Below are 24,322 nucleotides of genomic sequence, written 5' to 3'. Positions count from 1 at the left end.
TAGGAGAGATTAAATCGATCTGCTCGTTGGAAGACATCACTAACTGAACTACGTCCTACTTTCTGTGTTTTAGCAATCATGTTTCGAGAAAAACCTTGATCTCGATACTGCATCACTAACTTCACTGGAATCTTTCTGGCCATAAAAATAGCCTCCTTCATGTATTTTTTAGAAGTTTTACCTTCTAAAATTACTATACATAAAAGAGACTAGTAAGTGGACTTGATGTGCGAATTGATTGCCTTGAAGTGCAAATTCGAGCAGATAACAGAGGAGGACTTGATTCGTGAATTGGTGGACTCGGATTGGATATTGATGGACCTGTGAGCGCGAAATAATCAATTAGAATCTGAACAATCCGAAGAAGGCATACCTACTGAACTTGAAGATACTCATGGTCATACAGTAAATAAAAAAAGGTCTAAAAGATCTGATGATTTACTTTAAGTATTTAGTCAAAAAAGGAGCTGCCTGAGCAGCTCCTTTTTTATATTCTGTTATTCACTATAAATAGGCAATAAAATTACCGGGAACAACTTGAATTGTTCTGCTTTCAACATCCACACTATCTACCTTTAACAAAGCTGTATAATTATCGATTGAACGGACACCTTGATAAATATTCTCGGCAATTACAGTAGCACCAACGAGTTCTGCATCAAATTCTTCAATGAGACTCTTCATACCGTTGACTGTACCTCCTCCTTTTAAGAAATCGTCAACAATCAAGACTCTTGAACCGCGTTTCAAACTACGTCGAGACAACTCCATCTTTTCAACTCTTTGAGACGAAGAACCTGATACATAATTGATGCTTACGGTTGAACCTTCAGTTACCTTAGAATCGCGACGAACAATCACAAATGGTACATTAAGATAGGTTGCTACTGCTTGTGCAATTGGCACACCTTTTGTTGCGACAGTCATAACTGCATCGATTTCCTTATCCATATAAAAAGAAGCAATCACTCGTCCGATTTTTCTCAACCAATCCGGTTGGCCCAGCATATCGGATAAATAAACATAACCTCCTGGAAGAAGTCGTTCAGAGTGATTCAATTCATCACATAACTCTTGAATAATTCCTTCTATGTCTTCTTTTTTCATCTTAGGGATATATCTGGCGCCTCCAGCTGCCCCAGGTACCGTTTCAATAATTCCGATCCCTCGTTCACTGAAGGTCTTTTTTACAATCGTAAGATCTTCACTTATGCTAGACTTTGCAGACTCATAGCGTTTAGAGAAAAACGTAAGCGATACCAATGTATGCGGATGTTCAAGTAAATAATGCGTAATGTCGATCAGTCTTTCACTTCTTTTTATTTTCAATTACAGACACCTCATTTAGTTAACGTACATTCTTTTTCCTTATTATTCATTCTACATCTTATTAGATTAAAAACATAGCAATTTCTATATTTTTTTCTAAATTGTTCGGAATTTTTAATAAAAAAGTGAATCTTGCATTTGGATTTTCCATAAATATACGCATAGTCTATTTCAACCTACTCGACTTTTATTGTAAAAGTATGGCATTTCCTTACAAGATTCACTATATTGAGTTTTAAATTTTAAAGTTGCTTATTTAGCTTCTATTTCAATTAACAGATCACTTGTTTCAATCTGATCTCCTTCAGTAACATATAAGTGTTCTACACTTCCTGAAATTCCTGAACGAATAGTCGTCTCCATTTTCATAGATTCTGTAATTACTATTGGGTCACCTTTTTCGACTTTGTCTCCACGTTTAACAAGAATCTGCAATACAGATCCTGGCATTGTCGCTCCAATGTGACCTCTGTTAGAAGGTTCAGCTTTCTTACGGACTGCTTTTGTATTTGTGATACTCTTGTCTTTAATCTCTATTTGTCGTCCTTGGCCGTTCAATTCAAAATATAGGACTCTATTTCCTTCTGAATCCGGGTCTCCTATCTGATTAAGCTTGATAATAAGTGTTTTTCCTTTTTCAATACGAATCTCGATCTGCTCTCCAGTTCGCATACCATAAAAGAATGAAGGTGTATCAAATTTCGTTATATCTCCATAGGTGTTCTGGAAATAAATGTAGTCATTGAATACTTGCGGATACATGGCATAGCTAAGGACTTCTTCGATACTCGGCTCACGATCAAGCTGTTCTTTCAGCTCATGAGTAAGTGCATCGAAGTCCAAAGGTTCTCTATAATCTCCCGGCCGTCCTTCAATCGGTTTTTCATCTCCCAAAATAATCTTCTGGAGACGTTTTGGAAAGCCACCTTCGGGTCTTCCTAAATCCCCTCTAAAGAAACTAATAACAGATTTCGGGAAATTCAGGCTTTCCCCTTTCTCAAATACGTCTTGTTCCGTCAAATTATTTTGAAGCATAAACAATGCCATATCTCCAACTACTTTTGAAGAAGGTGTTACTTTAACAATGTCTCCGAACATATTGTTCACGACAGCATACATTTCTTTCAGCTCATCCCATCTATCTTCTAGACCGACCCCTTTAGCCTGTTGCTTCAAATTTGTATATTGCCCTCCGGGCATCTGATGCTTGTAAACTTCAGTTGATGCAGCTGGCATACTTTCTTCGAAAACAGAATAGAACTTGCGAACATCTTCAAAATAGCGATTAATATACTCAACATTTGTAATGTTAATATCCGGTTCGCGATCAGTGTTTTCCAATGCATAGTATAAACTGCCCATACTTGGCTGACTTGTTTTCCCGCTCAAAGCACTTTGTGCTACATCAACAATATCAACACCAGCTCGAATCGCCGCACCGTACGTATAAACACCATTTCCGCTTGTATCATGCATATGAAGGTGTATTGGTACATCAACTGCTGATTTCAATTCACTGATCAATCGATAAGCTGCATGTGGTTTCAACAATCCGGCCATATCTTTTATTGCAATAATATGCGCACCGACTTGTTCTAGTTCAGTAGCCATGCGTTTATAATAATCCATTGTATATTTTGTCTGCGCTGGATCGTTTAGATCTCCTGTATAACAAATCGTTGCTTCTGCAATTTTGTTACTGTCTCTAACATATTGGATACTTTTTTCCATTTGAGGAATCCAGTTTAAACTATCAAATATACGGAATACATCAATTCCGTTTTTGGCAGCAACTTGAATGAATGTCTCCAAGACATTATCTGGGTAATTTTCATATCCTACACCATTTGATCCTCTAAAAAGCATCTGGAATAATGTATTCGGCATTTTCTTTCTCAGTTTTCTTAATCGTTCCCAAGGATCTTCATTCAAGAAACGGTAAGCAACATCAAAAGTTGCACCTCCCCACATCTCTACTGAGAATAATTCGGGTATTCCCTGCTCCATTTGTTTTGCAACTGCAAGCATATCTTTAGTTCTCATTCTTGTAGCCAGAAGGCTTTGATGCGCATCTCTGAAAGTCGTATCTGTCAGTAATACCGCATCTGTTTCTTGCACCCATTTTGCAACTGCCTCTGGACCTTGCTGATCTAAAATCTGTTTTGGTCTAACTAGTTCTTGTTTAGGTAAAATCAGTTTGTCAGGCATTCTCGGATTTTCAAATCGAGGTTTTTCGATTTTGCCGATTCCCGGAAATCCATTGACGGTTACATTTCCAATGTATTGTAACGTTTTATTCCCTCTGTCTTGACCCTTAGGAAACTCATATAATTCAGGAGTCTCGTCAATAAATGTAGTAGAAGCTGCTCCACTAATGAAATCAGGATGTTTAACAACATTCGCCAAAAATGGAATATTTGTTTTCACGCCTCTAATGCGAAATTCTTTCAGCACTCGGCCCATCTTTTGGATTGCTCCAGGAAAGTTTACTGCGTGAACAGAAGCTTTTACAAGCAATGAATCAAAAAACGGTGTAACAACTGTTCCCTGAAATCCATTTCCGGCATCTAATCTGACACCAAACCCACCAGGGGATCGATAAGTATTGATCTTTCCAGTATCTGGATAAAACTGATTCAATGGATCTTCAGTTGTGATTCTACATTGAATTGCCGCACCAATCAGATGAATATCTTTTTGTAACGGAATGCCGACTTCTTTATGCAAATCTTTTCCTTGAGCAATCAGAATTTGTGACTGAACAATATCTATTCCTGTGATCATTTCTGAGATAGTATGTTCAACTTGAACTCTGGGGTTTACTTCTATAAAGTAAAATTGATCATTTTCAAGTAAAAACTCTACCGTCCCGGCGTTTACGTATTCCACGTGCTTCATCAATTTAACAGCTGTCTGACATAGCTTCTCTCTAACTTCCGAAGACAAAGTTACACAAGGTGCCACTTCTACAACTTTCTGATGACGTCTTTGAACAGAGCAGTCTCTTTCATATAAATGCACAAGATTTCCATGAGTATCTCCTAAAATCTGTACTTCAATATGTTTTGGATTTTGAATATATCGCTCTACATAAATATCTCCTCGTCCAAAAGCTGCAATGGCCTCACTTTGTGCGCGTTGAAATCCCTCTATAGCTTCCGCTTCATTATAAGCGACTCGCATTCCTCTTCCACCACCACCAAGTGCTGCTTTCATAATAATTGGATAACCGTGCTGATTTGCAAAGTCTAGGACTTCATTAATAGAATGGATGGCATCCTTTGTACCAGGTATCGTTGGAATACCTGCTTCAAGAGCAACTTGTTTAGCTTTTAATTTATCTCCAAATACATCTAATTGAGTTGTTGTTGGTCCAATAAAAGTGATATTTTCCTCTTCACATCTCTTAGCAAAATCAAGATTTTCAGATAAAAATCCATATCCTGGATGGATTGCATCTGCTCCAGAATCTTTTGCTATATGAATCAGGCCTTCTATATCTAGATAGGCATCGATTGGCTTTTTCCCTTTTCCGACTAAATATGCCTCATCTGCCTTAAATCGATGGACACTTTTTTCGTCTTCTTGAGCATAGACACCTACTGTGCTTATTCCAAGTTCAGTCAGCGCCCGAAAAATTCGAATAGCGATTTCTCCTCTATTTGCTACAAGTACCTTTTTCAATGCTTTCACCTCTAACTTATATTTCTTCTATGAATATTTCATCACTTTACCATTTTACCAGAGTTTAAATCAATAAGTTTAAAAATCTCTATATTTTATTTCTATCTAGAATTAATTTGTTTTTATATGGAAATAACAAGTTCTATCAATTTTTTAACCATTTAGTTACATATATGATAAAATCATCTTAAAAAAGGAGTGAAAAAAATGAAACATGTCAAAGCAGTGATAATAAAGTTGATTGCAATTATTTTAATTGCTTGGATTATTCTTTCATTAATATGGAATATTCCACTTATGGATGCTGTAATTGGAGGCGCCATTGTCTCAGTAATGATCTATGTTATCGGAGACTTATTAGTATTGAGAAAAATCGGCAACATAGTAGCTACAGTTGTTGATATGGGTGGTGCACTTGCGATTCTATGGAGTTATCTGTATCTTTCTTTAGGAGAAAGCTACTTCTTGGAAAGCCTAGCAGCTTCAGCAGGTATTGCTGTTTTTGAATGGTTCTTTCATTCATGGTTACTAAAAAAACGTATTGTTCCAGATGAACGTTCGATGAAATAATCTACAGTTAAATCAAAAGGCTGCATATATTAGAAAGTCACATTGACTTCCTAAATAATGCAGTCTTTTTTAGTAAATATTGCTATTTTTCAAAAAATTTAAACAAAAATTATTTTTTACAAAGAAATTTGGTTTCTTCCGTTTTCTTTTGCACGGTAAAGTGCATTATCCGCAGCTTCTACCATATTTTCAATTAAACCGGTTGTCTCAGGAAAACTTGTAATCCCAATAGAGATAGTGACTAATAATTTTGTATTTCCGTCTATTCTAAACTGATGTCTTTCTACCCTGCTTCTAATTCTTTCTGCTATCTCAATTGCTTGAGATTTTGAATAGGTTGGTAGAATAATCGCAAATTCTTCTCCACCTTTTCTAAAAACCGAACCTTTTTTTGTAATAGCTTCTTCCATTATCCTAGATACTTCCATCAAAACAAAATCTCCATTCCCATGACCATACGTATCATTGATTCGCTTAAAATGATCAATATCTAACATCAATAAGGATAAGAATTTATTCTTCTTTTCAGCTAGCTCTTTAGAATATTTCCAAATACTATCAAAATTTCTAACATTTCGTAATCCAGTCAGAAAATCAACTGTAGATTCATTTTCATATTTTCTAAATAAATATTCAGATCTTCTAAGATAATTCACTAAAAATATAGAAGTAAATCCTCCTATTGATGAAACAGTCCAATAAATAACCGTTAACGGAATAAGAATACTGATATCGCTGAGAACATAATTTAAAAAGATCGTTACAATAACATTTGAATAGATAACCATGTAGATTCCTTTTAAAAGAATGTTATCTTCATTTTTAAATATTTTTTCTATAATCAAATAACCTGCTAACAAAGTTGTAATCATCAATATAGCCGCATAAGAAGACTTGTTCACCCCAAAAAGAAAGCGACTAATTATAATCAATACAGCACTTATTACTGCGGGAACCTTTCCTACAAAAAGTAACATAAGTAAAATGGGTATATAGCGCATATCGGCTAAGGTCTCACTTGTAACACGAATGGAGAATTGCATCAAGAATAGGCCCAAGATGCCCCCACAAAATCCATCTATTAAATGAGAAATCCAAGGATAACTACTTTTTTCTCGATTTCCCCATCTGATTTTCATGTAAACAAATACAAGTGTAGTAACGATACAAATATTAACAAATAAATCTTCAAACATAAATTTCTCCTTAAATATTTCCGATATTATGTGAAAAGTCTACTTTTCATTAAATCAATTGCTATTTTATCTAATCCCATTAAAAATATAATTATAAACATATCGTAACCTTTTTACCTTACAATAACAAAAAAAGCTCTGAATCCTTCATTCTAGGACTTCAGAGCTTACTTATAGGTTCATCTAACTATTTAACTTCTCTAAACAATGATTTACGACGTAATTTTTGAGAATACTTTTTCAATTCAAGTCTCTCAGGATTATTTCTCTTGTTTTTAGTTGAAATGTAAAGTCTTTCACCTGTTTCAACAGATTCTAACGTAATATTTACTCGCATGAATCATCCTCCTATTTTTTCAGACCTTTTCTTAATCTTTTCACTTCTTTGATTACTTTTAGTCCCCGTCTAGCTGTTATTTTATTAGGGCTTTTCATCATTCTACGTGCAGTTGCAAGGTCTTTTTTTTCGGCCATATCAACCATTCCCTTTCTTCATTTAATCAGTTATTAATCTATAATGCAAGGTTTAAGTGCATTAGAATAATTTTACTATATAAAACTTTTTTACTTTATATAGTAAATCACATTGCTATTTACCAGCTTGCTTTTTTGACACCAGGGATTTTACCTTCATGTGCTAGTTTTCTAAAATTAATTCTAGACAAACCAAATTTACGCATATAGGCATGTGGTCGTCCATCTAACTTATCCCGGTTTTGAATTCTTGTAGGGGAAGCATCTTTAGGTAACTGAGCTAAACCTTCATAATCGCCTTTTTCTTTTAACTCTTTTCTGATTGCTGCATACTTTTCCACTGTTCTTACTTGTTTTTTATGTTTTTCGATTTTACTTTTCTTTGCCAATATATATCCTCCTATACACTTTAAATCGTAATGGTTACGATTTAAATAATACACTCTTTTCCTATTTCTGTCAAGTCTTTTGAAGATCATTTTATACTACGTTAATATGATCAGAAACAGATAACTTTATTAGGACATTATAAAAAATCAGTACATCTAATAAATGTACTGATTTATCTTTATTTGGATAAATAATTTAACTATTTCTCATTTTATTTTTTTCACTTTCAACTTTTCAACTATTAAAGTCACTATAAAAACACCAATAAAAATAATCGTTATTGTCGCTCCGGGAGGTGTACCGTACTGATAAGAAGATATAAGTCCTGTGGTCATTCCAAATACGGCAATCATGATTCCAATCAGTATGACCCCAGTAAAGCTCTTACTTAATCGCATTGAAATAGCAGCAGGCAATATTAAAATAGCCGACACCAGTAAAGCTCCCACGATTGGCATAATCACTGCTATCGTTATACCTGTCAGTACATTAAATAATATGGACATCAATTTAACAGGTAGTCCGGCAGTATAAGCTGTGTCTTCATCGAACGTTAATATATACATTGGTTTACGGAAAATTATATATAATAATCCAATGATAATCGTCAATACAAGCAACATCCACACTTGCTCTTGACTAATTGTAACGATGGATCCAAATAGGAACTGATCTACAGTTAGTGTTGCGCCTCCACCATTTAATCCCATCAGTACCAGCGCTACAGCCATTCCGCCAGACATCAGAATAGCAATCGAAATCTCTGAATAAGAGCGATAGATTAATCTTAGATATTCAAGTAAAATGGCTACCCCAACGACTACTATAATATTCGTAACAGTCGGATTAACTCCTATCAGCATCCCTAATGCCACACCAGCAAGAGAAACATGTGATAATGTATCTGCCATCAAAGATTGTCTACGCAGGATCAGGAATAGCCCAAGTACAGGAGCAATCAGTGAGATGAAGAGTGATGCTTGGAAGGCTCTTTGCATAAATCCATAGAAAAACATCTCCACGGTGAATTCTCCTTTCTGATCAATTCAATATGTTTGTCCACATACTGTTTCAGTTCGTCATGATCATGTGTAACCATCAATATACCTTTACCATGAACTTCACTATTATGTTTCAGTAGTTTATAAAATTCTTCTCGTGACTCTACATCCATTCCGGTTGTAGGTTCATCTAGGACAAACAAGTCAGGATCGGTAGCAAATACTCGTGCAAGTGAAATCCGCTGTTTCTGTCCGCCGGATAATTCTCCGATTTTTTTATTTCTCATATCCCACATTCCAACAGATTCTAATGAACGACGAACGTGTTCTTTATCTTCATTATCTAATTTTTTAAACCATTTCCCTCTAGGATAACGTCCCGACTGTACAAGTTCTAATACAGTACTTGGGAATCCGGCATTAAACGATGATACTTGTTGAGGTACATATCCAATTACTAGCTTTTTACCTCGTCTATTTTTTTTTGAAAGTATTACATTTCCTTTAGTTGGTTTTAATAACCCTAAGATATTTCTAAGTAGTGTCGTTTTCGCAGCTCCATTTTCTCCTGTAAGCATAACAAATTCACCAGAATTCACTTCAAAAGAAATGTTTTCCAGCACTGGTTCATTCTCATAATAAAAAGCAAGGTCATTTACTTTTATATATTGCATTATTGCACCCTCTCTTTAAACCCTTACGTTCTCTTTCGGTATTCTACTGGATTATTGTAACGATTGCAACTTGTATTCTAAACGGAACAAAAGGACAGACCTTTTTATCTACATAAGCATAAAAAGTTGTCCTCTAAATTCCTTATCTAGTTTTTAGTTAATGCTTAATTTTAGTGCTTCAATATTTTGTTCCATTGCTTCAATATAACCTAAATTTTCTGACTGCAATTCTTCAGACAAACTTTCCAGATCATGGAGCACAGCTGTTTCAGTTCCAGTTTCTGCGGCGATTGTTTGTGCAATAGAAGAGTCAGCTCCTTGTTGATAGTAAATAACAGGTACATTATTTTCTTCTACTAAAGCACCAATTTCTGCAATCCTAGAAGGACTAGGTTCTACTTCAGTTGATAATCCACCCACAGCAATCTGCTCCAGATTATAGCGTTCAGCAATATATCCAAATGCTTGATGTTGAACGACAAATGTTCGATTTTCTGCATCTGCGAACGCATCTTGAAATTCTTGATCAAGTTCTTGTAGTCTCTTATTGAAATTCGCTGCATTTTCTGTATAGACTTCTTCACCTTCTGGATCTACTTCAATCAAGGCATCACGAATCGCATCAACTTGTTCTTGAACCAATACTGGATCTAACCAGCTATGTGTATCTTCGTTTTCATGATTTTCTACAATAATCTCTACCGGATCAGTATTGACAACTTCTTCACCTTCAGCATCTAGCCCTACCCCTTGCACTTCAAAACTTTCTTCATCTGCTGACGAGCTGAATTGTTCAGTTATTTGATCAGGTACAACTTCCCACTCTGAATTCTCATCTTTTCGAACTGACCATTTCCATTCACTAACCTCTTCTTCAGTTTCGGCAACAATTGTTACTTCGTCTCCTGAGTGATAATGACCTGCTAATCCTGCAATAACTACATCTCCTGATTGAACAACCTCATTTGCTTCTCCTTCTTGATTGGTTGAGGTCTCTTCGCTTTCATGATCATCTTCTTCATGAGTATCTCCATCTTCATGGTTTTCTATCTCTATAGTGACTGGATCTGATTCAGCAAAGACTTCATGATCATCTCCATATAACACTGCTTTTATTTCAAGACTTTCTTCAGGAGCCTCATAAGCTAACTTTGGACTAAGTTCTTCAGCAATTGCTTCCCATTTTGCATCTTCAGCTGTTCTTGTGTACCAATGCCAGTGATCTAAAGAGTCATTGCCTTCCATTTCAGCTGTCAATTCAACCGTGTCTCCAGTATGGTAATGAGCAGCAAGACCTTCAATAGAAATTACTCCAACTTCAGTTTCTTCTTCATGGTCGTCTTCAGAATGAGCCGTTTGATTCACACCCTCAGCTGCACTTACAATTTTCAAATCATCATTTTCAATTGTATCAAATAGGCTTTCAGCCCAGAATTCCATTTCCGGACTACTATATACAAATAAATCGGCTTCATTAACAGCGGCAACATCTTGTGCGCTTGGTTCATAATGATGCGGATCATCTCCACCTCCGACCATCAATGTAACATTTGCTCGATCTCCAGCGACTTGACTGGCAAATTCGTACATAGGATAAAATGAAGCTATAACCGATACTTCTGCATCTTCATTTGTTGCTTCCATTGTTTCTTCTTCAGTTTCTTCAGTCGAACAGGCAGCAAGAGTTGTTCCGATCATTAAAGTAAGTAAGGCCGAACCTAACCATCTATGTTTCATTTTTCATTCTCCTTTTAATACTAGATAGTAATTTATCAAGATATATACTATGACTTCAAAATGTCACGAAAGTAACTTTTTTCTTCTATTTATACTAATAATTACGTATACAAATTCTTCAAAATCGTATTCGTTACGATTCAAACAATAGCATGCTTCCCTTTAGAAAGTCAACAAAAATTTAGTAATTCACCTTAACGTGCTGATTAATATTTTCCGATTATTTCTATCTCCATATTTCTGAAGATGTATTTGAATTTTGACTCGCCACAAAAATAATAGTTTGATAAAATCCTATATATATTGCATTTTATTCATTTCGTACTATCCACCTTTCTCTATTTATCAAATCGTAATCATTACGATTTGATAACTTTACAGGTAAATCAGATTGCTGTCAACCTTTTCTTAGAAAAATAAAACGAGAGTATACATTTCTCTCAAAGTATACTCTCGTTTATTAATATGCTAGATAAGAATAGAAACGAGTCTTCTTGTTATACCCTTTCATAAGAACATCCTTTTTAGTTGGCTGCAAGATAAAATCCTTAACTTTACCCACTATTTAAAGGCTCGTCAAAGTTAATGGCAAGTTTATTAGTCTATCTAAACTTACTCTCTACTTGAATTAAGTACGATGAATCACTTCTACGTTAGGTTCTATATCTCCATTATAAATTATAAATACTGATGTCCGGATAAGCAGATAGTACATCTGTTTATTTTAACGTTCTGACTAAATAGACTTCTTTACAGAATCCTTTTAAGCCATTAACTATTCTCAGTGCTTTTGAATATTGCTGTGTCAGTCCATACACTGTAGGTCCGGTTCCACTCATAACTGCTATATCTGCTCCAAATTTCTTCATTTTCTCTTTGATCATTTTAATGTCAGGCTGCTGTCTGATCGATATATCTTCCAAAGCATTCCCAGCATGCTGAACCATACCGTCGTAATCATTCAAATTGATTGCTTCAATCATTTTGTGATAATCATATTGAGGAATTTCTTTCAAATCTAATTCTCCAAATACTGTCCAGCTTGAAATCCCTTTAGGTGGTTTGACTAAGATAACCCAGCACTGAGGGACTTCTTTTATTAAATTGATCACTTCGCCTCTGCCAGTAGCATAGGCTGTTTTATTATAAATACAGAATGGAACGTCAGACCCTAACTCTTCTCCTATAACGGCTAATTCTTCTAAATTCAAATTCAGTTCCCATAACCGATTCAATCCTCTCAATGTAGCAGCGGCATCACTGCTGCCTCCTCCTAGCCCAGCTGCTATAGGAATCTGTTTGTCGATTACAATATTCACACCTGATTGAACATCAAACTTTTCTTTCAATATCCGGGCTGCCTGATAGACAATATTCTTCTTGTTCAAAGGCATGAAAGCTGTATTAGAGGATAAAGTAATCTTCGAATCATTACGCTCTGTAAAAGTAAGATGGTCTGCCAGATCTATGGACGTCATGACCATTCTCATTTCATGAAATCCATCTGCTCGTTTATCTATTACATTCAAAGTCAAATTGATTTTGGCCGGCGCTTTTTCTACAATATCCACTGCTATCCTCCTTTTCTTGAATATTCTCTTAGTTTACTTACTATACAGTTTATCGAAAGCTAGGTTAATTTAAAAAGATGACGCTTACTATTTTAAATCTATTTGTTTCGAATTTTATGTATTTGAATGTACTACCCGTACCATTCAGCATATTATTCTTGTATGGAAACCATTTAATATTTTCACGTATCAGTGGTTTATTGCAATGGACTACTTTTTTTATATGTAGTCCATGAACTTGTTTTGAGTTATCTTTTATACGCAAATAACACCTTCACTTTAAATATTTTATTAATCTTAAACTAGTAATGTCATGCCCAATACGATCACAACAACAAAAACATAACGTCCAAATTTATAACTTGGTATCCGTCCATGAATAAAGTTCCCTAATAATATAGCAACTCCAATAACAGGTAAAGATAAAACATATAAAAGAAATAATTCTTTAGACCAAAACCCTCCCATAAACTGGCCTACAATAATCAGTGAACTAGAAACTAAAAAATGTGCCTGCAGGGTCTCTCTGAATACTTCTGGTTTCCAGTCACGCATTGTGCCATAAATAACGACAGGTACACCATTCATATTATAAGCACTTCCGAATATCCCGGCAACAAATCCAAAAGGAAGCGACCAGATAGATTTGTTTAGTGATAAATCTGGCAACGACTGAAATAACCGAGGTTTAACCAACGAATAAATACCGTAGATAACTAGAAAGATCCCTAATCCATATGTAATGACTTTATTAGGGGCAAACCTGACTAATAACAAACCACAAGGTATCCCCAATAACGTAGCAATAGAAAGCCTCCCCAAAACAGGCCGATCAACATTTTGCCAACCTGATAGAATGGTTAATACTGCAACCGTAAATCCCACTAATCCAATAAGTGAAATGGAGGTAGATAAATCAATCGGTAACAACGCTAATAAAGGCATACTGATAATAGAGTCTCCAAAACCAAATACTGCCCTCATTAAGGATCCCAGAAAAACAATGCCTATTACTAATAAGATAAGCGTAATACTCATTATTAATACTCCTTTTTGGTAAATATCTTTTACCCTTTTTTCATTGATTCTAAATAGTCTCGTAACTTTTTATATTATCAGACATATACTGTTTTACAAAGGAAAAATTTGTTTATAGTTTCCTTCTTTTTTGGGTTTATAAACGTATTTCATTTCTGATAAACTTATTAAAATATTCGTTTAGGAGTGAACTGAATGTCAAATGGATTGTTACATCATATTGAATTATATGTATCAGATTTAAGTCGTACAGTGGAGTTCTGGGGTTGGTTACTGGAGGAGTTAGGCTATACGCCCTTTCAAAAATGGGAAAGTGGTCAAAGCTGGAAACTAGATGCGACTTATATCGTTTTTGTTCAGACTGAGGATCGGTTCTTGGATATTCCTTACCATAGATGTCGAGTAGGATTGAACCACCTGGCTTTTTATGCAACATCACGTCAGCACATCGACATTCTGACGGATCAGCTTAAAGAACGTAATACAAAAATCTTATATACAAATACACATCCTTATGCAGGCGGAGATTCTCATTATGCCGTTTACTTTGAAGATCCAGACCGAATTAAAGTTGAATTAGTTGCTCCATAATTTTAAAAAGAAACCTGTCCAGCAATATATATAGTGCTGGACAGGTTTCTTTTATTTTATATTTTAACTTAGACATGTAAAATCAAGCGTTTATTATCGGCTTTTTTCATAGGCTAAGTACATGATTAAATTAAGTGGTTAAATTTCGTTTCCTAAAAATTCTAATTCTACGGTTTGTGTTAAGACGTCGGCATAACTATATGAAACACGTTCAAAAGCATTTTCTTCTTTATTCAATTCCACAATGAACACAGCTGGGAAAGTATCAGTCAGTATCCCTTTGCGTTCAGTCGTTTTCTTCCGTCCGGCTTGAGCTGTCAATTTGATTTGTTTCCCTAACTGACCGTCAAGATTTTGCTTAATACTTGCTATAGTAATTGGCATAATCTATTCACCTCACAAAGTTATAAATATAGTATAACATAAAAAACCGAAAATTAAAAGTTTATTTGAAATAAAAGATTGGTTTCAAATAATTTTCTAAAAAATGGTTATATTCTAATAATTTCATATGTTTATAATATTCACTCTTGCTAAGGATGTATCTCCCGATATTCTTTCAGTAAAATATTAACATGGTCATATCGATTATTCTTTCAGCTTTCAGATTATATCCACCTCAACATTATTCAAACACTTACTTAACAAGGAATTTACATAAATTTATACTAGCTAAAAATATTCATATATCCTTCAATTTAATTCAAGTTAAAATATTCATTTTAATAATTTTTATCTTACTTTAAATAATTAGATAATTCAGCTTAACATTTCTATTCCAACAACTATTCAGCTTACTAGTTTAAATATCTTTTTATTTTCTATTTAGCTAAACCCGAACTATCTTTTGATTTTTTTATGAATTTATATTTTTTTGCAAAAAAAGAAAACTTCCTTTTTATAAGAAAGTCTTCATTTTGGATAGTATATAAAAATGTTTTTATTTTTTCAGTTCAATTTGAAGTTTCTGTTCAACTAAAGCATCTGAAAGACGACCAAACTCTTTCAATGACAACGTTTCGCCTCGTCTTGTTGGATCAATTCCAGCAATATCCAGCGATTTTTTTAGTTTTTCTTTGATTTCCGGTTCTTTTCCATAAGCAGACTGCAAATTATTCCATAAAGTTTTCCGTCTTTGTACAAACGCTGATCTAGCAACTTGGAAGAAAGCAGCTTCATCTTTAACCATGACTTCTGGTATTTCTTTACGAGATAATCGTATCACAGCAGATTCAACGTTTGGTTGTGGAGTGAAAACTGTTTTAGGAACAATAAAGGCTACTTCAGCATCCATATAATATTGAACCGCTATTGATAGCGATCCATAAGCTTTGGTGCTAGGACTTGCTGATAATCGGTTTGCTACTTCTTTTTGCATCATCAATACCATGCTGTCAATTGGAAGTGATGATTCTAAGAATTCTAAAATAATCGGAGTTGTTACGTAATATGGCAAGTTAGCAATAACGACAACCCGTTCTGCTTCTTTTAGATATTCTTCTTCGAAAACTTTCAAGTCAACTTTCAAGATGTCTTGGTGAATGACCTTTACATTATTGTAAGGTGACAGCGTATCTTCTAAAACAGGAAGCAGTCGGTCATCAATTTCAAAAGCAATGACTTCTTTTGCCTTTTTGGCAATTTGTTCAGTTAAAGCTCCAATTCCCGGCCCGACTTCGATTACTGTTGTTTCTTTATCGATTGATCCAGTAGCTACAATTTTTTCTAATATATTCGTATCCACTATAAAATTTTGTCCTAAGCTTTTCTTAGCAGCCAGATGATATTTATCTAATATAGCTTTTGTTCTAGCTGGTGTTGCGATATCTTTATGCTCACTCATTTTGCTTCCTCCTTTCTGATCTTCTCTAAAGCTTTCTCAACTTTCCCCTGTGTGATTCCAAACATATTCAATCTTTTTTCTAATTGTTTTCCATTGGTATAACCAATTCTCAGTTCATTTCCTAATTTAATTCGCAGCTCTTTGGAATGAGGTCTTCCCATCAATCCTTCGTTCAATAAGAATAATCGATTGATCGTTGGTTCAGATTCTGGTCGTTCACTATATAACCCTTCAAGTGCTTTTTGTATTGTTTCAATAGAAGCATGTTCTATCCCTAGACTACCCTTTTTAGTCGGTTTTGCTTCTTCGCGATTTAAAAAAGCATGTTTTACCCCTGGTATTCTCCTTGAGATTGTTTTACGAATCATTTCCCCGGATACATCTGGATCTGTAAAAACGATCACTCCACGTTTCTTTTGGGCATGTTCAATTTTAGCTAATGTCTCTTCATTAATCGCTGATCCATTGGTTTCGATTGTATCCGCATCAACAGCTAATCTAATTCGTTTCGTATCGTCTCTACCTTCAACGACGATAATTTCTTTGATTTTTTTCAAAATCTAGAGCTCCTATCTAAATTAATCTGAAAAGCTTTTCAGCATTTATAGTAGTCTGATCTCCAACTTCATCAATAGAAATTTCTCTTAAGCGGGCAATTTCTTCTGCTACAAAACGTACATAGCTCGGTTCATTCCTCTTACCACGATAAGGCATTGGAGACAGGTATGGCGCATCTGTTTCGATCAATAATTTGTCAAAAGGTACTGCTTTAGCTATTTCTTTAACTTCAGGCGCATTTTTAAATGTCACGACGCCACTTAATGAAATATGCATACCAAGATCCAAAAATTTTTCCATCCAATAGGTATCCACATTAAAGCTATGCATGATCCCACCGATTTTTTCGATCTTTTCTTCTTTCAAGATTTTATACGTATCTTCTGTTGCATCACGGTTATGGATACTAACCGGAAGATTCAATTGTTTGGCTACTCTGATCTGACGTCTGAATGCTTCATGTTGAATCTCTTTAGGAACATTTTCCCAATAATAATCGAGTCCCATTTCTCCCATTGCGACAACTTTAGGTAATTGCAGCTTTTGGATCAGCATCTCTTCTACCTCATCTGTATACGTATCAGAATCCGTTGGATGCCAGCCGATAATAGAATAAACATCTTCATAATCACGACTTAATTCTAATGATTTTTCTATAGTAGGGGCATCAAATCCTACTATCGCCATTTTGTTTACATTATGCAGTTTTGCTTCTGCTATCAATTCTGCTTCTTCACCTTTGAACTTATCTACATTTAAATGAGTATGTGTATCAAAAAACATTTATTGATCTTCTCCTTTATATTTTGTTATCTTCATACTACCAGATGCCTCACTTAGATGCACTTTTAAAAGCAAATGAAAGAGCTAGGGTTTATCCTAGCTCTTTGTCTGATTCATAAAAATTTAAGCAACGATGGATCCATTAGGCATATGTGCCGGTGCTTCGACAATAGTCAGATTTCCGTCTTCATCCTCTGCAGACAAGATCATACCCTGGCTGATTTCTCCACGCATTTTCCGTGGTTTCAGATTCGCAACAATCACGACTTTTTTGCCAATCAGTTGCTCAAAATCCGGATAGTATTCAGCAATTCCTGATAAGATCTGACGATGTCCACCTTCGTCATTTGCATCTAAACGAAACTTCAGTAGCTTATCTGCATTTTCAACTTTTTCACAACTAATGATTTCAGCAACTTTCAACTCTACCTTATCAAAGGCATCGTATTTGATTTCTTTTTCTTTGACTGATGATAGTTGTATTTCTTCTGGGTTCCAGTTTTCTTCTTCAGGTTTCGTTTCTACACTCGAAGCATTTCCGGACATTGCTTCTTGAATCGCTGCGATTTCCTCTTCTTTATCTAATCTAGGGAAAATCGGTTCGCCCTTTTTCGTGACTTTAGTATCCGCTGGAAACTGTCCGAATGCTACTGTATCCCATCCTGAATTTTCTTTATCTATACCTAATTGTTCAAAAATTTTCGCCGGTGTTTCTACTAGTACTGGTTGTAATAGAATCGCTGCAACTCTTAAACTCTCAGCTAAATGTACCATAACACTGCTTAATTCTTTCTGACCTTTTTCTTCCTTAGCTAATACCCAAGGTTTTGTTTCATCTATATATTTATTTGTACGTGAGATCAATGTCCAGACTGAAGCTAAAGCAGAACTGAACTGCATTGTGTTCATATGCTGGTTATATTCTGAGATACTTTGAGTAGCTGTTTGACGAAGAATCTCATCAAACTCCGTGACGTCACCATTATACGCCGGCACTTGTCCATCGAAATATTTATTGATCATCGCAACTGTACGGTTCAATAAATTCCCTAAATCATTTGCTAAATCATAATTCATTCGATTGACAAACTCTTCGGGTGTAAAAATTCCGTCACTGCCAAATGTTACTTCTCGCATTAAATAATATCTCAATGCATCTAGTCCGTAACGTTCTACCAAAAATTCGGGATAAACAACATTTCCTTTTGATTTGGACATTTTCCCATCTTTCATCAATAACCAGCCATGCGCGAAAATTTGTTTCGGCAACGGGAGATCCAGCGCCATCAGCATGATTGGCCAATAGATCGTATGAAAACGAACGATTTCTTTTCCAACCATTTGTACATCTGCCGGCCAGAATTTTTTAAATTGTTCAGATTGATTCTCAAAACCTCCTAGATCAGGGTCATAACCCAATGCAGTAATATAATTGGTCAGTGCATCGATCCATACGTAGATAACGTGTTTCGGATTTGATTTGATCTGAATTCCCCAATCAAATGTAGTACGAGAGACAGCTAAATCTTCCAATCCTGGTTTAATAAAGTTATTGATCATTTCATTTTTTCTTGATTCAGGAAGAATGAATGTCGGGTGGTTTTCATAATAATCAAGTAATCGGTCTGCATACTTGCTCATCTTGAAGAAATAAGACTCTTCTTTTACCCATTCAACTTCATGACCGCTTGGTGCGATTCCGCCGGTTACGTTGCCTTCTTCGTCTCGGTAAACTTCTTCCAATTGCGTTTCAGTAAAGAATTCTTCATCGGAAACAGAATACCAGCCTGCATAGTCTCCCAGATAAATATCACCTTGCGCTAATAATTTCTCAAAGATCTTTGCAACAACTTCTTTATGATAAGAATCAGTGGTACGAATAAACTGATCATTGGTGATTGCAAGTGTCTTCCATAGCTCTTGTATTCCTTCTGCCATGCCATCTACATATTCCTGAGGTGTCTGGCCAAGTTCTTGAGCTTTTGTTTCGATTTTCTGTCCATGTTCATCTGTTCCTGTTAGATAAAAAGTATCAAATCCTTGTAATCTCTTATAGCGAGCCACTACATCACAAGCAATGGTCGTATAGGCATTTCCTATATGCAACTTACCACTTGGATAATAGATTGGTGTAGTAATATAAAATGAATTTTGTTCAGACAATTCCGTGTCCTCCTAGATAATTAGATTCTATAACTCATAAATTTTTATTTATTGAAGTACTGCTTCAGCAGCATGATGAATCTTCCTAAATAAGTATTCCCTGTTCGATATACCTAAATAGTATAGCATACAAAAACAGCAGAATGAAGGTACGAAAAATACCTTCATCCTGAAAAGATATTTTAGTATCTATCTTAATTTAATGAACGTAACTCCATTGGTGATAAATGCTAAACACTTTTTTGCAAGATGATTTATGACTAAATGCATTTAAGTACTTTCAACATTTGTATAATGTTCTATGTTCTTCGTATCATAGATTAGCTTGCTTAACACTTCTGGTTTAAGTTTATGTATCTGCTTCTTTTCTATCCAAGTAATTAATTCATTGTTTTCTTCTGTCCCACTATAGCTTTCTTTAATTCCAATTTCTCCTTTAAAAATGAAGAGTAATTCATGGATTTTATCATCTTCTTCATAGAAGTTCTCAATGACAGCATATAATTCTGGATTTAATAATTTTTCTCCCGTTTCTTCTAGTATTTCTCTTTTAACCGCTTCTAGTGTAGTCTCACCAAATTTTATTCTTCCTCCAGGCAATGACATATTGCCATTAGGAAATGTACTGACTAATATTTTATTTTCATCTGTTATCCAAGCAGCTACTCTTAAATTCAATTTTCCTTCTTGTGTTCGCACCGTTAAATCCATTGACATACTCTCCTGCTTTTTTGAAAACTATATTTTAATTATTTAGTCAAAAATAACTGTCCTTATTACCAAGGACAGTTACTAAATCATTTCTTTCAAGGAATCAAGTTCAACTTCTTCAAACCCTTTTCGATCCCATCTTCTGAAACATCTTCTGTAATCATGTCGGCTACTTTTTTCAGTTCATCCCAACCATTTCCCATTGAGACACCTGTTCCAACATATTGAATCATTTCTAAATCATTTAGACTATCTCCAAAAGCATAAGTGTTTTTCAACTCAACACCAAGCTCTTTAACCATTATCTCTATACCTGTAGCTTTAGAAACTCCTGAACTGATTACATCTACTGTATAATCATTCGATCGCGCAAAATGCAGCTCTTTAAAGTTCTCTCTATAAACACTTTCTTCTCGCTCTCTAACTTCAAGGATTACTTGACAAATATCTTTTCCTTTATAATCTTCGGGTTTAGGTGGCTTACGAATCAACCGACTGAATAAAGACATTTGGATTTTATTTGGAACAATTTTCCCTATACTTTTGAGAACTTTCAACATTGAACTTCTTTGCACTAGAGAGATTATTGAATTACTGAAAATATCTTCTGTCCCACATAAAACAATCCCTTTTCTATCTTCTGCAGCCTGTTCCATCAATCTAACCAACAGATCCTCTGAAATAGGATTAGTATAAATCGGTTCGCCTTCAAGTACAATATATTGTCCATTCATTGCAATATAGCTGTCTATCTCTAATTCATTTCTAACTTCTTCCAGCAGTACAGTAGCACGCCCTGTAGAAATAACAGGTAAAATATCTTGTTTTTTAAGTTCTTTGATAGCTCTTTTAGCAGATTCTGGAATATAATTCTGTCTTGAGACTAGTGTTCCATCAATATCAAAAAACACAACTTTTTTCATAGATAAACTCACTTTCTATAAAAGGATTTTTACTACTGTATCATCTTGGATCGCCAAACGTCTCATAATATGCAGATAAATTTATAAAACATTCCTAAAAAATCATTCTATTCTCTTATCCTTAATTCTCATAAGAAACAAAAGGAACTAGATTTCACTCTAGCTCCTTATCATTTTGTGACTATCCTCTTAATCTACATCATCAGGATTTGCCCAGATCAGCTCGCTCAGTGCTTCAAGTAAATCGGGATCAATATCTAAAGCAAGCAAACCACTAATGACTCTTGCACTATTACGACTCTTACGAACGGTTGCATAAATTTTTTCTTTCAAGCTAGTCGATAGCTGTGCACGATCTAAGAATCTAAAGATTTCTCCATACATATCATTTTTCTTAGCTGATACACCTCTAAATCGTACAAAGTACCAGGAATCAATTTCTTGTTCAGGGATTTCTACAGTTGTAAATTTGCCTCTTTTAGTTAATTTGACATCTACTAATTTATCTTTTACATAGACTTCTGGTACATCATCATATGAAAATCCAACAAATGTCAAAGTGTACCGTCTTTTTTCCGGCAGGCATTCCCAGTCTCCTACCGGTTCTTGAATCTGGAAGTAAGACCAGTCTGTATCTTCTTCGTGCCATTTCAATGAAAACTTAGTCGTAGCATGTTCATCATTTTTTCCCAGACCATCGTCCTCATACATTGTAAAGCTGCCATCAGCTCCAGCAAAAATACGTACATCCATTTTTTCAGGGTTGTCTACGCTATTTCCAAAAGATTGATCCATAGGGACGATTCCACCTGCTTTCGCAAAAACCGGCATTGTCGAAATCGGGCGGTAGACATCTAGTACCCTGCCACCTTCATACATTCGCCCATTAAAGAAATCAATCCACATACCTTCTGGAAGCCATGTTTTGACTTGTGCAAGACGTAAATCTCCTCTAAGCGGCGTTGTAATTGGTGCAACTAACAACTGCGTCCCAAAGAAATACTGATTTGGTACTTCATATGCTTCATCTTCTCTAGGATGGTGATAATACATAGGACGAATCAACGGAAAGTTGTCGGTATGCGTTAGTACATTCATTGTATATAAATAAGGAATCAGCTTGTGCCGCAACTGCATGAACTGAGTCACGATTCTTTCGGCTTTCAGCCCATAACGCCAAGGTTCTTTACCACTGAATTCTCCGTCTTGACTATGCAGTCGATTAATCGGAGAAAAGACTCCGAATTGTACCCAACGTATGAATAATTCACTGTCTTTCACTCCACCAATATGACCACCGATATCATGACTCCACCAATTATACCCTACATTTGAGGCAGTTGATGTGAAATAAGGTTGAAAATTCAAAGCATCCCAAGTCGAAGCAGTATCCCCAGAAAATCCGATTGGATAGCGGTGTGACCCTAACCCCGCATACCTAGAAAAAATTAGTGATCTGTTTTCACCTCTACCTAAATCCAGATAATGATAATGGTTCAGCATCCACAATGGGTCCAGTCCTTCTACTTTGGTAACACTGCCTTGCTGCCAGTCAATCCACCAGAAATCTACTCCAATTTCCTCATGGGGATGATGTAAATATTCAAAGTAAGCATTCAAGAATTCAGGATCAGCAATATCAAAGTTAATCGGCTCTCCGTTTTCTGTATCAACATCTAATTCTTTTGCCATTGGTTCATACATTTCTTCAAAAGGCTGTACGCCGTTAGCCGGATGTAGGTTCAGTGTCGTTTTAAGACCTTGATCATGCAACCATCCCAAAAATTCTTCTGGATCAGGAAATAATTCATTATTCCATGTATATCCTGTCCATCCAGATCCGTATTCTGACGGAACTTCCGTCACGTGCCAATCCATATCTAATACTGCTACTGAAAATGGTATTTGCTTCTCTCCAAATTTTCTGATCAGCTTTTTATAGCCATTTTCTGAATACGGATAATATCTGCTCCACCAGTTCCCTAAAGCGTATCTAGGTAATTTAGGTGTCTTACCTGTAAGGTGATGATAATCTCTTAATGTACCTAAATAGTCTCTACCATATCCCAGGAAATAAATATCAACGATATTGGATTCTCGTTTATCTACCCATCCATTATTCAGCAGCTTCATTGAATGGCTATCATCAATGATTGAAAAGCCGTTCTTACTCATCAACCCTTCTTCTAAATCAATTGCTCCATCTGAAAAATCCAGTGTGCGAGCCGTACCTTTAAGTGTATCGGGCTTATCCCCAAAATACCAAGTGTTATGATATAAACTATAATTCCCTAGCGCTTCAATATTTAAATTATTTTTCGTGAATCCTCCTAATTCTTTATGGAAGTTCAGATGAACATGCGTAGTAATGATTTCAATAAATTCATCTGTCTCTTTCAACTTATATTCAGGAGTCTCAAAATCTCGATTTAAAATCGTCTGTGTTGCAGAATCTTCAAACGTTGCATTTGGATCATATTCCACTCTGATCATTGCAGGTGTCAATACTGTAAAACGGTACTGTTTCCATATCACTTGAGACTCTTCTGGTGCTTTTGGTTTTACTTCTAGCCTAAATGTTTCTTGTCTTTTCGTTACCACTAACCGTCTTCCTTTCTGCAAATATCTATCATTATTTATTTTAGCATACCTAGAACTTGTAAAGAACTGCTTTGCCCGTATTAAAGTATGAATCTATTTTTTTATGAAGTAAGTCTTGATTTAACTACTTTTAATTATTTTAAAAGACTTTTTCTTATCGAAAGTGTCAAGCGAAAGTTAAAATGTCCTAAAACCAAGGCTCACATTAATGCAAGCTTTTACTTCGCAAAAGCTTGCATTAATGTGACCGAATTTGTTAAAATTAGTCCTAAGCTGTTTGTTCAGCTTCGTACTCTTCGAGTGTTTTTCCGACACTGCGAAGATATCTTTTGAAAGATTCTAGTTTCCACGGGTGAGATTGTGGGGGAATATACTGGCGTCTTTCTTTTTTTTGCTCTGGAATCGGATCAAACTCTTGTGAGTAGTAGTCATGTTCTTTCAGTCTCCTTGTTGTGTATATTTTTTCAGCTATATTTACATAGATA

21 protein-coding genes and 1 pseudogene are annotated in these 24,322 nt (G+C 35.3%); 2 read left to right on the top strand and 20 right to left on the bottom strand.

Annotated features, from left to right (window positions below; all coding sequences use genetic code 11):
- Positions 1-504: 504 nt before the first annotated feature.
- Positions 505-1,329 carry a pur operon repressor gene (purR, locus tag BM212_RS08600; RefSeq protein WP_072693276.1) on the bottom strand — a complete coding sequence of 275 codons (825 nt, stop codon included), beginning with the start codon at positions 1,327-1,329 and terminating at the stop codon, positions 505-507.
- A 252-nt stretch (positions 1,330-1,581) separates the two neighbouring features.
- Positions 1,582-5,013, bottom strand: coding sequence for a pyruvate carboxylase (locus BM212_RS08595; protein WP_091898091.1), 3,432 nt, complete (start codon positions 5,011-5,013; stop codon positions 1,582-1,584).
- Between the two features lie 207 nt (positions 5,014-5,220).
- On the opposite strand from BM212_RS08595, the gene BM212_RS08590 reads away from it, so the two are divergent.
- The gene (locus tag BM212_RS08590) at positions 5,221-5,583 is read left to right on the top strand and encodes a DUF2512 family protein (RefSeq protein WP_072693278.1); all 363 of its coding nucleotides are present in this window, start codon (positions 5,221-5,223) and stop codon (positions 5,581-5,583) included.
- Between the two features lie 116 nt (positions 5,584-5,699).
- Here the strand turns inward: BM212_RS08590 and BM212_RS08585 are convergent, their stop codons facing one another.
- The 9 genes from BM212_RS08585 to BM212_RS08545 form a co-directional block, all read right to left on the bottom strand.
- Entirely contained in the window at positions 5,700-6,779 is a 1,080-nt protein-coding gene (locus BM212_RS08585) for a GGDEF domain-containing protein (RefSeq protein WP_091898089.1), read from the bottom strand.
- A 187-nt stretch (positions 6,780-6,966) separates the two neighbouring features.
- On the bottom strand, positions 6,967-7,116 hold the full coding sequence (gene rpmG, locus BM212_RS08580; protein WP_072693280.1) for a 50S ribosomal protein L33: 150 nt from the start codon (positions 7,114-7,116) through the stop codon (positions 6,967-6,969).
- A gap of 11 nt (positions 7,117-7,127) precedes the next feature.
- Positions 7,128-7,253, bottom strand: coding sequence for a putative metal homeostasis protein (locus BM212_RS12605; protein ID WP_177206404.1), 126 nt, complete (start codon positions 7,251-7,253; stop codon positions 7,128-7,130).
- A 119-nt stretch (positions 7,254-7,372) separates the two neighbouring features.
- Positions 7,373-7,642, bottom strand: a complete 270-nt coding sequence (gene rpsN / locus BM212_RS08575; protein WP_072693281.1) for a 30S ribosomal protein S14 — start codon at positions 7,640-7,642, stop codon at positions 7,373-7,375.
- 207 nt (positions 7,643-7,849) lie between these two features.
- Entirely contained in the window at positions 7,850-8,665 is an 816-nt protein-coding gene (locus BM212_RS08570; protein WP_072693282.1) for a metal ABC transporter permease, read from the bottom strand.
- On the bottom strand, positions 8,602-9,318 hold the full coding sequence (locus BM212_RS08565) for a metal ABC transporter ATP-binding protein (protein ID WP_072693283.1): 717 nt from the start codon (positions 9,316-9,318) through the stop codon (positions 8,602-8,604). Before BM212_RS08565 ends, BM212_RS08570 begins: the two co-directional genes overlap by 64 nt.
- A 153-nt stretch (positions 9,319-9,471) precedes the next feature.
- Complete coding sequence (locus BM212_RS08560; protein WP_072693284.1) at positions 9,472-11,055, bottom strand: metal ABC transporter solute-binding protein, Zn/Mn family; 1,584 nt, start codon at positions 11,053-11,055, stop codon at positions 9,472-9,474.
- 719 nt (positions 11,056-11,774) lie between these two features.
- Positions 11,775-12,626, bottom strand: coding sequence for a 4-(cytidine 5'-diphospho)-2-C-methyl-D-erythritol kinase (gene ispE, locus BM212_RS08555; protein WP_072693285.1), 852 nt, complete (start codon positions 12,624-12,626; stop codon positions 11,775-11,777).
- A gap of 297 nt (positions 12,627-12,923) precedes the next feature.
- Positions 12,924-13,664, bottom strand: coding sequence for a sulfite exporter TauE/SafE family protein (locus BM212_RS08545; RefSeq protein WP_091898085.1), 741 nt, complete (start codon positions 13,662-13,664; stop codon positions 12,924-12,926).
- Between the two features lie 195 nt (positions 13,665-13,859).
- Here BM212_RS08545 and BM212_RS08540 point away from each other — a divergent pair, with 195 nt between their 5' ends.
- Positions 13,860-14,255: a VOC family protein gene (locus tag BM212_RS08540; RefSeq protein WP_091898083.1), complete on the top strand. Its 396-nt coding sequence runs from the start codon at positions 13,860-13,862 to the stop codon at positions 14,253-14,255.
- Between the two features lie 138 nt (positions 14,256-14,393).
- Here the strand turns inward: BM212_RS08540 and BM212_RS08535 are convergent, their stop codons facing one another.
- The 9 genes and pseudogenes from BM212_RS08535 to BM212_RS12600 form a co-directional block, all read right to left on the bottom strand.
- Positions 14,394-14,639 (bottom strand): Veg family protein, encoded by a 246-nt coding sequence (locus tag BM212_RS08535; RefSeq protein ID WP_072693288.1) that lies wholly within the window; start codon positions 14,637-14,639, stop codon positions 14,394-14,396.
- A 556-nt stretch (positions 14,640-15,195) separates the two neighbouring features.
- Positions 15,196-16,098, bottom strand: a complete 903-nt coding sequence (rsmA, locus tag BM212_RS08530) for a 16S rRNA (adenine(1518)-N(6)/adenine(1519)-N(6))-dimethyltransferase RsmA (RefSeq protein WP_072693289.1) — start codon at positions 16,096-16,098, stop codon at positions 15,196-15,198.
- Positions 16,095-16,655, bottom strand: coding sequence for a ribonuclease M5 (gene rnmV / locus BM212_RS08525; protein ID WP_072693290.1), 561 nt, complete (start codon positions 16,653-16,655; stop codon positions 16,095-16,097). The genes rsmA and rnmV overlap by 4 nt, the downstream gene beginning before the upstream one ends.
- 16 nt (positions 16,656-16,671) lie before the next feature.
- A complete protein-coding gene (locus tag BM212_RS08520; RefSeq protein WP_091898081.1) occupies positions 16,672-17,439 on the bottom strand; it encodes a TatD family hydrolase in 768 nt (255 codons plus the stop codon).
- A 123-nt stretch (positions 17,440-17,562) separates the two neighbouring features.
- The gene (metG, locus tag BM212_RS08515) at positions 17,563-19,602 is read right to left on the bottom strand and encodes a methionine--tRNA ligase (RefSeq protein WP_091898079.1); all 2,040 of its coding nucleotides are present in this window, start codon (positions 19,600-19,602) and stop codon (positions 17,563-17,565) included.
- Between the two features lie 270 nt (positions 19,603-19,872).
- A complete protein-coding gene (locus BM212_RS08510; protein ID WP_091898077.1) occupies positions 19,873-20,313 on the bottom strand; it encodes an NUDIX domain-containing protein in 441 nt (146 codons plus the stop codon).
- A 95-nt stretch (positions 20,314-20,408) separates the two neighbouring features.
- Complete coding sequence (locus BM212_RS08505) at positions 20,409-21,236, bottom strand: Cof-type HAD-IIB family hydrolase (RefSeq protein WP_091898075.1); 828 nt, start codon at positions 21,234-21,236, stop codon at positions 20,409-20,411.
- 189 nt (positions 21,237-21,425) lie between these two features.
- Complete coding sequence (locus tag BM212_RS08500) at positions 21,426-23,837, bottom strand: glycoside hydrolase family 31 protein (protein ID WP_218149704.1); 2,412 nt, start codon at positions 23,835-23,837, stop codon at positions 21,426-21,428.
- 268 nt (positions 23,838-24,105) lie between these two features.
- Positions 24,106-24,322, bottom strand: a pseudogene (locus BM212_RS12600) (ISNCY family transposase); the annotation flags it as partial.

Source organism: Marinilactibacillus piezotolerans (assembly GCF_900114235.1).
GTDB classification, from domain to species: domain Bacteria; phylum Bacillota; class Bacilli; order Lactobacillales; family Carnobacteriaceae_A; genus Marinilactibacillus; species Marinilactibacillus piezotolerans.
Note: the sequence above shows the minus strand (reverse complement) of the source record. Positions and strands in the feature narration are given on the sequence as shown.

Excerpts from the sequence above, each read along its gene's own strand:
- BM212_RS08590 (WP_072693278.1), top strand. The coding sequence starts at position 5,221 with ATGAAACATGTCAAAGCAGTGATAATAAAGTTGATTGCAATTATTTTA.
- BM212_RS08585 (WP_091898089.1), bottom strand. The coding sequence starts at position 6,779 with ATGTTTGAAGATTTATTTGTTAATATTTGTATCGTTACTACACTTGTA.
- rpmG (WP_072693280.1), bottom strand. The coding sequence starts at position 7,116 with ATGCGAGTAAATATTACGTTAGAATCTGTTGAAACAGGTGAAAGACTT.
- BM212_RS12605 (WP_177206404.1), bottom strand. The coding sequence starts at position 7,253 with ATGGCCGAAAAAAAAGACCTTGCAACTGCACGTAGAATGATGAAAAGC.
- BM212_RS08565 (WP_072693283.1), bottom strand. The coding sequence starts at position 9,318 with ATGCAATATATAAAAGTAAATGACCTTGCTTTTTATTATGAGAATGAA.
- BM212_RS08560 (WP_072693284.1), bottom strand. The coding sequence starts at position 11,055 with ATGAAACATAGATGGTTAGGTTCGGCCTTACTTACTTTAATGATCGGA.
- BM212_RS08545 (WP_091898085.1), bottom strand. The coding sequence starts at position 13,664 with ATGAGTATTACGCTTATCTTATTAGTAATAGGCATTGTTTTTCTGGGA.
- BM212_RS08540 (WP_091898083.1), top strand. The coding sequence starts at position 13,860 with ATGTCAAATGGATTGTTACATCATATTGAATTATATGTATCAGATTTA.
- BM212_RS08535 (WP_072693288.1), bottom strand. The coding sequence starts at position 14,639 with ATGCCAATTACTATAGCAAGTATTAAGCAAAATCTTGACGGTCAGTTA.
- rsmA (WP_072693289.1), bottom strand. The coding sequence starts at position 16,098 with ATGAGTGAGCATAAAGATATCGCAACACCAGCTAGAACAAAAGCTATA.
- BM212_RS08520 (WP_091898081.1), bottom strand. The coding sequence starts at position 17,439 with ATGTTTTTTGATACACATACTCATTTAAATGTAGATAAGTTCAAAGGT.
- BM212_RS08510 (WP_091898077.1), bottom strand. The coding sequence starts at position 20,313 with ATGGATTTAACGGTGCGAACACAAGAAGGAAAATTGAATTTAAGAGTA.
- BM212_RS08505 (WP_091898075.1), bottom strand. The coding sequence starts at position 21,236 with ATGAAAAAAGTTGTGTTTTTTGATATTGATGGAACACTAGTCTCAAGA.